This window comes from Magnetococcales bacterium (assembly GCA_015231925.1).
Classification (GTDB): Bacteria; Pseudomonadota; Magnetococcia; order Magnetococcales; family JADGAQ01; genus JADGAQ01.
In genome coordinates this window covers 1-10,228 of the sequence record JADGAQ010000151.1, presented here as the reverse complement: position 1 = coordinate 10,228, position 10,228 = coordinate 1, and the positions used below count along the sequence as shown (strand labels likewise).

Sequence of the window (10,228 nt, the reverse complement as noted above, 5' to 3'; positions counted from 1 at the left end):
TCCGACCCCATGGGGTCCAGGGGGCACCCCTGGGACTTTTTCTTTCGCCGTTGACCTGATCATGCTCACCGCGCAGGGATCTGAATGGTCACAAATAAATCAGATAAAGTCAAAGGATAGAACATTTCCTTTTTTTGATACTTAAAGGACAAATATTGAAAGTCAACGGAATCATTCCACCGTCACGCTCTTGGCCAGATTGCGCGGTTGATCCACATCCGTCCCCTTCAATACCGCAATGTGATACGCCAGCAACTGCAATGGAATCACATACAGAATCGGCGCCACGAAATCCCCGCAATCCGCCATGGGAATGCGAAAATCGGCCTTGCAGGACTGCCCCGCCCCCTGCTGCTCCGTGGTCAATACCACCACCCGACCACCCCGCGCCTTGACCTCTTCCACATTGCTGGCCAGCTTATCGAAAAGACCATCCCGCGGCCCCACCACCACCACCGGCAACTCCTCGTCGATCAGGGCGATCGGCCCGTGCTTCATCTCTCCGGCAGCATAGCCCTCGGCATGAATGTAGGAGATCTCCTTGAGCTTCAGCGCCCCCTCCAGCGCAATCGGAAAACAACTGCCCCGCCCCAGGAAAAGAAAGCCGTTGGCATGCATCAACTCACGGGCGATCCGGGCAATCGTCTCGTCCTGAGTCAACACCTCCTCCACCCGCACCGGCAGATGCAACAGTTGCCCCACCAACTCCGCTTCCCGGTCCGCCGTCAAATGGCCCTGGCTGCGCCCCAGCGCCAAAGCCAAACTGGCCAGCACGATCAACTGGGTGGTAAAGGCCTTGGTCGAAGCCACCCCGATCTCCGGCCCCGCCTGGGTGTACAGCACACTGTCGGCCTCACGGGCAATGGTCGATTCGGGCACGTTGACAATGCCCAACACCCGCTGACCCTGCCCCTGGGCGTAACGCAACGCTGCCAGAGTATCCGCCGTCTCGCCGCTCTGGGAGATGACCACCATCAACGTCTTCGGCAGCAGAGGCGGCTCCCGATAACGGAATTCCGAGGCGATATCCACCGCTACCGGCAACCGCGCCAACTGCTCGATCCAGTACTTGGCCACCATGCCGGCATGCCAGGAGGTGCCACAGGCCACAATGGTAATGGCCCCCACCTGATCGAAAGCCAGTTTCGCAGCGATATCCTCCAGCCCGACCTGCCGCCGCGCGGCATGAATCACGCTCTTCAGCGTCTCGCCGATGGCGGTGGGCTGTTCGAAAATCTCCTTCTGCATGAAATGGCGGTAAGGCCACTTCTCGGTATATTCGCTGGAAAGCTGGGAAACCTTGATGGAACGATGCACCGGACGGCCTTCCAGATCGGTGAGGGTCACCCCCTCCCGGGTCAATACCGCCATGTCGTTGTCGTTGAGGTAAACCATGCGCCGGGTATAGGGCACCAGCGGCGTGGCGTCCGATGCGATGAAGTTCTCCCCGTCGCCCAAACCCAGAATCAACGGCGAACCACGACGCAGGGCAATCAGCATGTTCGGCGCACTGCGCACCAGAACGCCCAGCGCGAAGGCCCCCTGCAGCCGACTCGCCGCTGCCTGCACCGCCGCCACCGGATCGAGACCACGCCGCAATTCCAGGGTGATCAGATGGGGAATCACCTCGGTATCGGTTTCGGAGGCGAAAACCACGCCCCGAGCCTGCAACTCCTCCCGCAGGGCCAGATAGTTCTCGATGATGCCGTTATGCACCACCGCCACATCTTCCGAACAGTGGGGATGGGCGTTGTGTTCGCTGGGCGCCCCGTGGGTGGCCCACCGGGTATGCCCGATGCCGACGAAACCCACCAGCGGGGTCGGACGGCCCGACAAGCGGTTTTCCAGATGGATCAGCTTGCCGGTGGCCCGCTCCATGCCGAATGCCTGATCATGGATGACCACCACCCCGGCGGAGTCGTAACCACGATATTCCAGGCGCTTGAGCCCCTCCACCAGCATGGGGGTGACGTTGCGCTCGCTGATGACTCCGATGATGCCGCACATGGCCGATCACTCCCTGATTTTTCGCCTGCGCCAGTTGAGAATATGGGTTTGCGCCGTGCGCGACACCGCCAACGCTTCCGGGGGCACATCCTTGGTAACCGTCGTACCCGCCCCCACCACGGCATGATGCCCCACCGTCACCGGAGCCACCAGTTGGGTATCGGAGCCGATGAAGGCCCCCTCCTCGATAATCGTGGTATGCTTGTTTACCCCATCGTAATTACAGGTGATGGTCCCCGCGCCCACATTGACATCCGCGCCCACCTGGCAGTCGCCGAGGTAGGAGAGATGGTTGATCTTGGCGCCTTCGCCGATGATGGCTTTCTTGGTTTCGCAGAAGTTGCCCACCCGCGCCCTGGCCGCCAGTTGGGTTCCGGGGCGCAAACGCGCGTAGGGACCGATGGCGTTGGGCCCCTGGGCCACCACGCCGTCGAGATGACTGAAGGCCGATACCTCGCAGCCCGGACCCAGACGGGAATGGCGCAGCTGACAGAAAGGTCCGATATGGCACCCCTCTCCGATGGAGACACCGGGCCCCAGAATCACATGAGGTTCGATGATGCAATCCGTTCCCAGAGCCACATCCCAGGCCAGCCAGCAGGAGGTGGGATCGACGAAAGTCACCCCCTCGTCCATGAAGCGGCGCACCAGACGGTCGCGATAGAGGGCTTCCATCCCGGCAAGCTGTTGCCGGCTGTTGATACCCGCCAGGGAAGCGGCATCCTCATGACAGAAAACGCCGATGTTCAGGCCCGCTTCCAATCCCAGGGAGATGATATCGGTGAGATAGAACTCCCCCTGGGCATTGTGAGGCGTGATGCGCGCCAGCAAAGGCGCCAGTTGGGAGAGGTCGATGCAGTAGACGCCGGCGTTGACTTCGCGGATCTCGCGTTGCACGGGGCTGGCGTCCTTCTCCTCGACAATGCTCAGGAGTTCGCCCTCGCCGTCCCGCACCACCCGGCCATACCCCCGAGGGGTTTCCAGCAGGGTGGAAACCACGGTCACGGCGCGTTGTTGCTGGCGGTGGTCGGTGAGCAACGCTTCCAGAAAGTCGCCATCCACCAGAGGCGTATCACCGTTGAGGACGATGACTTCCCCCTCCAGTCCCTCCAGTAGCGGCAGGGCGGTGGAGACGGCATGGGCGGTGCCTTTCTGTTCGGTTTGTTCGATCCAGGAGAGATCCGCGTCGGGAAAGGCCTGTCGCACCTGTTCGCCGCCGTGGCCGATCACCACCGCCAAACGCTGCGGGGCAAGTCTCCTTGCCCCATCGAGAACATGCGCCAACAGTGGACGACCAGCCAGTGCGTGGAGAACTTTCGGCAGCGACGAGCGCATGCGGGTACCGCGCCCGGCTGCCAGAACGAGGATGGCACTCAGTTTCATGACAACCTGCAATGCTCGGGAGGATGGCGAACCGCGAGATCAGTGGTCGCTCTTGCCCTGTTTCTCCAACGCCTTGAGGCAGGCCTTGGCAAATTCCAGCCGGTTGGTCCAGCCCTGGTACTCGGGATCCTCGGAAGAGAGGGTGTCCAACTTGCGATTGGCCATCTCCACCTCGGCCTGGGATTTGGCCCGATCGATGTTTCTGGTCTGAGTGGCCTGGTCCACCAGCACCACCATGCGGTTGTCCACTACCTGGGCAAAGCCGTTGGACAGAATATACTGTTCTGCTTCCAATCCGCTGCCGATGACCAGAGGCCCCGGCTTGAGGGCCGACAGGAAGGGACAATGGCCCGGCAGCACGCCGAAGTACCCTTCGGCGCCGCTGGCCACGATCATCTCCACATCCTTGGCGACAACCCGTCTTTCCGGGGTGATCAGCTCGAACTTGAAAAAAGCGCCCATGGGTGGTGCTTCCTATCAGCTTTGGGACAGGGTTTTGGCCTTTTTCATGGCGTCGTCGATGGTGCCCACCATATAGAAGGCGGCTTCCGGCACGTCGTCGTGTTTGCCGGCCACCAGTTCGGCGAAGCCGCGAATGGTTTCCGCCAACGGTACCAGCACGCCCTTCTGGCCGGTGAAGGCTTCGGCCACATGGAACGACTGGGAGAGGAAGCGCTGGATCTTGCGGGCCCGGGAGACGGTGAGTTTGTCGTCTTCGGAGAGCTCGTCCATACCCAGAATGGCGATGATGTCCTGCAGGGACTTGTAGGTTTGCAGGATACGCTGCACCTCACGCGCCACGCGGTAGTGTTCCGTGCCCACCACCTGGGGGTCCAGGATGCGGGAGGTGGAGTCGAGGGGGTCCACCGCGGGATAGATGCCCATTTCGGCGATCTGCCGCGACAGCACCGTGGTGGCGTCGAGATGGGAGAAGGCGGTGGCCGGGGCCGGGTCGGTCAGGTCGTCGGCGGGCACGTAGATGGCCTGCACCGAGGTGATGGATCCGGTTTTGGTCGAGGTGATGCGTTCCTGCAGAGCGCCCATGTCGGTGGCCAGGGTGGGTTGGTAACCCACGGCGGCGGGGATGCGTCCCAACAGGGCCGACACTTCCGAACCGGCCTGCGTGAACCGGAAGATGTTGTCGATGAAGAGCAGCACGTCCTGTCCGGCCACGTCGCGGAAGTATTCGGCGACGGTCAGACCGGTCAAAGCCACCCGGGCGCGGGCGCCGGGGGGTTCGTTCATCTGCCCGTAGACCAGGGCCGCCTTGGAACGGCGCCAATCCTTGGGATCGATGACCTTGGACTCGATCATCTCGTGGTAGAGGTCGTTGCCTTCGCGGGTACGCTCGCCCACGCCGGCGAAGACCGAAAAACCACCATGGCCCTGGGCCACGTTGTTGATCAGCTCCATGATGAGCACCGTCTTGCCCACGCCGGCGCCGCCGAAGAGGCCGATCTTGCCGCCCTTGGCGTAAGGAGCCAGCAGGTCGATCACCTTGATGCCCGTCTCCAGGATCAGGGATTCGGTGGACTGATCGGCAAAGGCCGGAGCCGACCGGTGCATGGGCAGATAATCGTTGGTTTCCACCGCCGGCATGCCGTCCTGGGGCTCACCCACCACGTTGAGGATGCGGCCCAGGGTGGCGTTGCCCACCGGCACCATGATGGGCTTGCCGGTGTCGGCCACTTCCATACCCCGCACGATACCGTCGGTGGAGTGCATGGAGATGGTCCGCACCGTCTTCTCACCGAGGTGTTGCGCCACTTCCAGCACGACCCGGCTGCCATCCTTTTCCAGGGTGAGCGCGTTGAGAATGGCTGGCAGCTCGCCTGGAAAGCGCACATCGACCACAGGGCCCACCACCTGCACCACACGTCCTATCTTTTCGCTCATGGATTGAAAGCTCCGTACCCTATGATGAAATAGCGCCACTTATCTGTAAAGTCAGGTGAAGAAACCCGGCGACCCCTTATCCCTTGAGAGATTCGGAACCGCTGATGATCTCCATCAACTCGGTGGTGATGGCCGCCTGCCTGGTCCGGTTGAAGGAGATGGTCAGTTTGCGGATCATCTCCGAGGCGTTGCGCACCGCATTGTCCATGGCGGTCATACGCGCACCGTGTTCCGAGGCGTCCGCCTCGGCCAGGGCCTGGAAGACCTGCACCGCCACATTCTTGGGCAACAACTGGGCGAGAAGTTCCTCTTCCTCCGGTTCGCTGAGGAAGCTGGCGGTATCCTCTTCGTCCTTCCCGTCGTTTTTGACTTCCAACTGCACCGGAATGAGCTGCCGCCAGGTCACTACCTGGGTCATGGCCGATTTGAAGCTGTTGAAAACCATGAAACAGGCGTCGAACTTGCGATCCGCGAAAGCGCCGAGCAGCTCGGCGGCCACCTCCTGTTCCGCCACCTGGAAGGATAGGCGGCGGTTGACACCGGAGTGGACCTTGCGAATCTGATTGGGGAATCGGCGCTTGAGCACATCGTTGCCCTTGCGGCCCACGCAGGTCACGGAGACCTGGAAACCCTCTTTCTGCAGTTCGACGACCCGAGTGCGCACCGCGCGGATGACGCTGGAGTTGTAGCTGCCGCACAAGCCCCGGTCCGCCGTGATCACCAGCAGCTCCACCCGCCGGGTTTCGTCCTTGTAGCCGGTCAACAGCGGCGGCAGGTTCTCGTTCTCGCTCAAGCGCGAGGCGAAGGAACGCACCATGCCGCCCATGCGCTCGCTGTAGGGCCGACTCGCCACCGCCCGGTCCTGGGAACGGCGCAGCTTCGCCGCAGCCACCATCTTCATGGCTTTGGTGATCTGCTTGGTGTTCTGAACGGAACGTATCCGCTTGCGGAGATCTTTCAGATTGGCCATGGCGCCAGGCTCCGTATCAGCGTTGAGTTCCGGTCGATTTTTCCGCCGTATCCTCGCTCGTTCCAGCCGATTCGAACACCTTCACAAAGGCGGTCAACACCGTCTTGAGCCGCTCATCGGTGGCTTCGCTCAGTTTCTCTTCCTTGCGGATGGTCTCCAGGATATCGGCGTGTTTGCCGCGCATATGTTTGAGCAGGGCCGCTTCGAAAGCCGTGATGCGTCCGACCGGCAGATGGTCCAGCAGACCACGGGTACCGGCAAAGAGGACCACCGCCTGTTCCTCCATGGAAAGGGGCTGGTACTGGGGCTGTTTGAGCAGCTCCATCAGCCGCTCGCCGCGATGGATGAGCTTCTGGGTGGTGGGGTCGAGGTCGGAACCGAACTGGGCGAAGGCGGCCATTTCCCGGAACTGGGCCAGATCGAGACGCAGGGAGCCGGCCACCTGTTTGGTGGCTTTCACCTGGGCGGATCCGCCCACGCGGGAGACCGACAGACCCACGGAGATGGCGGGTCGCATGCCGGCGTAGAAAAGCTCCGACTCCAGATAGATCTGGCCGTCGGTGATGGAGATCACGTTGGTCGGAATGTAGGCCGACACGTCGCCGCCCTGGGTTTCGATGATGGGCAGCGCGGTGAGGGAGCCGCCGCCGTTGTCGTCGTTGAGCTTGGCGGCCCGTTCCAGCAGGCGGGAGTGGAGATAGAAGATGTCGCCGGGATAGGCCTCGCGTCCGGGAGGACGGCGCAGGATCAGGGACATCTGCCGGTAGGCCACGGCCTGTTTGGAGAGATCATCGTAGACGATCAGGGCGTGCATGCCGTTGTCGCGGAAATATTCACCCATGGCGCAACCGGAGTAGGGCGCCAGAAACTGCATGGGAGCCGGATCGGAGGCCGTGGCGGCCACCACCGTGGTATAGGCCATGGCGCCGTGCTTCTCCAGTACCTTCACCACCTGGGCCACGGTGGACCGCTTCTGACCGATGGCCACATAGATGCAGTAGACCGGTTTTTCCGTTTCGTGGGTACGCTTCTGGTTGATGATGGTGTCGATGGCCACCGCCGTCTTGCCGGTCTGCCGGTCACCGATGATCAACTCGCGTTGCCCGCGCCCGATGGGAACCAGGGCATCCAGCGCCTTCAATCCGGTGTACAGGGGTTCACGCACCGAACGGCGGGGCAGAATGCCAGGCGCCTGCCTCTCCACCAGACTGGACTCCGTATTCGTGATGGGGCCCTTGCCGTCGATGGGCACGCCCAGAGCGTCCACCACCCGGCCCAGCATGCCTTTGCCCGCAGGCACCTCCACGATGCGACCGGTACGCTTGACCACGGTTCCTTCCCGAATACCCACGTCGGAACCGAAAATGACCACGCCGACGTTGTCCTCTTCGAGGTTCAGGGCCATGCCCTGGGTCCCCTCGTCGAATTCAACCATCTCTCCGGCCATGACCTTGTCCAGGCCATAGACCCGGGCGATGCCGTCGCCGACGGCAATCACCTTGCCCACCTCGGCGATTTCCGTCTCCTGTCCGAAGTCGGCAATCTGTTTTTTGAGGATTTCGCTGATCTCCGCCACACTGATCTGCATCGACTTCTACCCTCTCATCATGGCTTTGAGACGATTCAATTGGCTGCGTACCGAAAAGTCCATCATCACACTGCCGACCTGTACGACCATGCCACCCAGCAGGGCGGGGTCGACGCCGGCTTCAACATCCACCTGCCGACCGGTCGCTTCGGCCAGCGCGGTTTGTATCCCGGTAATATGGGTTCTCAGCAGCGGCTTGGGTGAACGAACCTCCACCGCGAGACGCCCGCTGCGCTCCTCCAAGGCTCGTTGATAAGCCAGGCGCATTTGAGGGAAAAGCATCATGCGCCGCTTTTCCACCAGCAGGCGCAGGAAATTCCCCGTTATATCCTGATACGAGGCCTGGGACAAAATGGTCTCCACCGCCTCAGCCTGCTCTTTCTCGGAAGAGGTCGGACTGACCAGCAGGTATTCGAGACCGGGTACTTCCGTCCACAAGGCTTCGAAAGCGGTCAAATCGGCACCCACCGCTTCCAGAAGCTCTCTCTCGGAAGCCAGGTCCGCCAGGGCATTGGCATAGCGTTTGGCCAAGGTGCTTTCGTGCACGGTTCCAGATCCTTCGTTCGGATATGTTGCCTGATTTCGAAACAGTGGATCAGTAGCATAAATCCGAACGCGGTTCAACGCTCCATGCAAAATCCCCCTCGCATCTTTTTCCACATTTCCGTGTGGTGATTTTCCAGGATATGCTAGCATTGTTATGTGGAATTCGCATGCACTCCACCTCATTCTCCGGACCATTCTTCTGGGAGTATCCCCTTTATGCCTTCGGTGGTGTCCTGGCTGCTGATTGTCGAACTGTTCGGTTTACTGATCGTGGGCCAGTGGCTCGGTATATTTTGGACTCTCGCCTGCCTGATCGGTGGCATCGTGGCAGGAATTCTGCTGATCCGGGCGGAGGGCTTGCGGATTCTGCTGCGTCTTCAGGAACGACTGGCTTCGGGGCAGGCGGTGGAGCAGACCCTGCTGGAAGGATTGCTGGCCATCCTGGGAGGGATCCTGTTGATCGTGCCGGGGTTCATCAGTGATATCGGAGCCCTGCTGCTGATCATCTCCCCGTTGCGGCGACGGGTGGGTCGATGGCTGACCGGGCGCTTCGGCGGCGGCGCCGGCGGTTACTCTCCCGGTGGGGAGGATGTCGTCATCGAAGGGGAGTGCCGGAAGCATCCCGAAGATCGAGACGGGGGAGGGCTTTTGCAATAACGGTGGCGGAAAGTGCGCCATTGCGCAGCAGCCAGGCCTGGTTGTCCACCACCTTGAGCAGAGTGGAGGGCCGGGCGCCGGGAGTCTGTTTTCCGGGCAGGATCAGCTCCACCTCCCGACCCAGTTCGGCCTGCACCTCGGCGGCATCGGCAAGCGGGGCCCGACCGTGGCGATTGGCGCTGGTGGAGAGCAGCGGCGCCTGCCAATGGCGCATCAGGGCGCGCACCGTTTCCGACGGGGAGTGGCGCAGAGCCACGAATCCGCTGCCTCCCGTCACGGCCTGCGGGAGATGTCGCCCCCCCGGCAGGACCAGGGTCAGGGGACCCGGCCAGAAGTGGTCCATCAACTGACTCGCCGTCTCGCCGGGGGGATCGATCAGTCCGGCGAGCCCTTCCCGTCCCGGAACGAGCAGGATATAGCCCTGGCGGGAGCCGACTCCCTTGATGCGTTCCAGGCGTTGCAACGCCGTCGCGGAACGGGGGTCGGCAGCGAGGCCGAAGAGTGTTTCCGTGGGGTGGGCGATGACCCCTCCCCGGCTCAGTACGGCCATCGCCCGGATCAACAGCGTCTCAGGAGGCACCCAGTTTCTCTTGCAGGGCGGCGTGACGGCTTTCCACGGCGTTGGCCATGTCGTCCCGATAGAGTTGCAATTTTCGCCGCAGCTCGTCGTTTTCCAAGGCCAGGATATGGATGGCCAGCAGGGCGGCGTTGACGGCTCCGGCCTTGCCGATGGCCATGCAGGCCACGGGGATGCCGCCGGGCATTTGCACCGTTGCCAGCAGGGCGTCCAGACCCTGGAGGTCGGTAGCCGAGAGAGGCACGCCGATGACCGGCAGCAGGGTTTCGGAGGCCACCACCCCCGCCAGATGGGCGGCGGCTCCCGCTCCCACGATCAGGATCTTCAGGCCCCGCTCCTGAGCGCTGGATGCATATTCATGGGTGCGACGCGGGGTGCGGTGAGCGGAGGTGACGCTCATTTCGAAGGGGATGGCGAACTTCTTCAGGGTTTCGCCGGCGTGGCGCATGATTTCCCAGTCGGAGTCGGAACCCATCAAGATACCTACCACGGCTTTTTGTGTCATGATCGAAACCCGATAAATGGTTGTTGGAAGCGTAGTCTTTTCAGTCATACGGGGGTCCGGGGGGGATTATCCCCCCCGGCGGGGTTCGGGGCAGCGCCC

At 62.0% G+C, this 10,228-nt stretch carries 10 protein-coding genes; 1 reads left to right on the top strand and 9 read right to left on the bottom strand.

The window, feature by feature from the left end:
• Nucleotides 1–171: 171 nt before the first annotated feature.
• The 7 genes from glmS to atpH form a co-directional block, all read right to left on the bottom strand.
• Complete coding sequence (gene glmS / locus HQL56_14725; GenBank protein ID MBF0310775.1) at nt 172–2,007, bottom strand: glutamine--fructose-6-phosphate transaminase (isomerizing); 1,836 nt, start codon at nt 2,005–2,007, stop codon at nt 172–174.
• A 6-nt stretch (nt 2,008–2,013) separates the two neighbouring features.
• Complete coding sequence (gene glmU, locus HQL56_14720; protein MBF0310774.1) at nt 2,014–3,390, bottom strand: bifunctional UDP-N-acetylglucosamine diphosphorylase/glucosamine-1-phosphate N-acetyltransferase GlmU; 1,377 nt, start codon at nt 3,388–3,390, stop codon at nt 2,014–2,016.
• Between the two features lie 39 nt (nt 3,391–3,429).
• Nucleotides 3,430–3,852, bottom strand: coding sequence for an ATP synthase F1 subunit epsilon (gene atpC / locus HQL56_14715; GenBank protein MBF0310773.1), 423 nt, complete (start codon nt 3,850–3,852; stop codon nt 3,430–3,432).
• Nucleotides 3,853–3,867: 15 nt separating this feature from the next.
• A complete protein-coding gene (gene atpD / locus HQL56_14710; GenBank protein ID MBF0310772.1) occupies nt 3,868–5,286 on the bottom strand; it encodes a F0F1 ATP synthase subunit beta in 1,419 nt (472 codons plus the stop codon).
• A 76-nt stretch (nt 5,287–5,362) separates the two neighbouring features.
• Nucleotides 5,363–6,256, bottom strand: coding sequence for a F0F1 ATP synthase subunit gamma (locus HQL56_14705; protein ID MBF0310771.1), 894 nt, complete (start codon nt 6,254–6,256; stop codon nt 5,363–5,365).
• Nucleotides 6,257–6,272: 16 nt separating this feature from the next.
• Nucleotides 6,273–7,844, bottom strand: coding sequence for a F0F1 ATP synthase subunit alpha (locus tag HQL56_14700; protein MBF0310770.1), 1,572 nt, complete (start codon nt 7,842–7,844; stop codon nt 6,273–6,275).
• A 6-nt stretch (nt 7,845–7,850) separates the two neighbouring features.
• Nucleotides 7,851–8,390 carry an ATP synthase F1 subunit delta gene (gene atpH, locus HQL56_14695; GenBank protein ID MBF0310769.1) on the bottom strand — a complete coding sequence of 180 codons (540 nt, stop codon included), beginning with the start codon at nt 8,388–8,390 and terminating at the stop codon, nt 7,851–7,853.
• A gap of 216 nt (nt 8,391–8,606) precedes the next feature.
• On the opposite strand from atpH, the gene HQL56_14690 reads away from it, so the two are divergent.
• On the top strand, nt 8,607–9,047 hold the full coding sequence (locus tag HQL56_14690; GenBank protein ID MBF0310768.1) for an FxsA family protein: 441 nt from the start codon (nt 8,607–8,609) through the stop codon (nt 9,045–9,047).
• On the opposite strand, the gene HQL56_14685 is transcribed toward HQL56_14690, so the two are convergent.
• Both HQL56_14685 and purE read right to left on the bottom strand, forming a co-directional pair.
• Nucleotides 8,986–9,627, bottom strand: a complete 642-nt coding sequence (locus HQL56_14685; protein ID MBF0310767.1) for a threonylcarbamoyl-AMP synthase — start codon at nt 9,625–9,627, stop codon at nt 8,986–8,988. The two genes, HQL56_14690 and HQL56_14685, sit on opposite strands and share 62 nt — an antisense overlap.
• Complete coding sequence (purE, locus tag HQL56_14680) at nt 9,617–10,129, bottom strand: 5-(carboxyamino)imidazole ribonucleotide mutase (GenBank protein ID MBF0310766.1); 513 nt, start codon at nt 10,127–10,129, stop codon at nt 9,617–9,619. The genes HQL56_14685 and purE overlap by 11 nt, the downstream gene beginning before the upstream one ends.
• Between the last annotated feature and the right edge of the window lie 99 nt (nt 10,130–10,228).

What these genes read in the sequence shown, in the direction of transcription:
- glmU (MBF0310774.1), bottom strand. Translation starts at nt 3,390, where the DNA reads ATGAAACTGAGTGCCATCCTCGTTCTGGCAGCCGGGCGCGGTACCCGC.
- HQL56_14705 (MBF0310771.1), bottom strand. Translation starts at nt 6,256, where the DNA reads ATGGCCAATCTGAAAGATCTCCGCAAGCGGATACGTTCCGTTCAGAAC.
- purE (MBF0310766.1), bottom strand. Translation starts at nt 10,129, where the DNA reads ATGACACAAAAAGCCGTGGTAGGTATCTTGATGGGTTCCGACTCCGAC.
- atpD (MBF0310772.1), bottom strand. Translation starts at nt 5,286, where the DNA reads ATGAGCGAAAAGATAGGACGTGTGGTGCAGGTGGTGGGCCCTGTGGTC.
- atpC (MBF0310773.1), bottom strand. Translation starts at nt 3,852, where the DNA reads ATGGGCGCTTTTTTCAAGTTCGAGCTGATCACCCCGGAAAGACGGGTT.
- HQL56_14690 (MBF0310768.1), top strand. Translation starts at nt 8,607, where the DNA reads ATGCCTTCGGTGGTGTCCTGGCTGCTGATTGTCGAACTGTTCGGTTTA.
- glmS (MBF0310775.1), bottom strand. Translation starts at nt 2,007, where the DNA reads ATGTGCGGCATCATCGGAGTCATCAGCGAGCGCAACGTCACCCCCATG.
- HQL56_14700 (MBF0310770.1), bottom strand. Translation starts at nt 7,844, where the DNA reads ATGCAGATCAGTGTGGCGGAGATCAGCGAAATCCTCAAAAAACAGATT.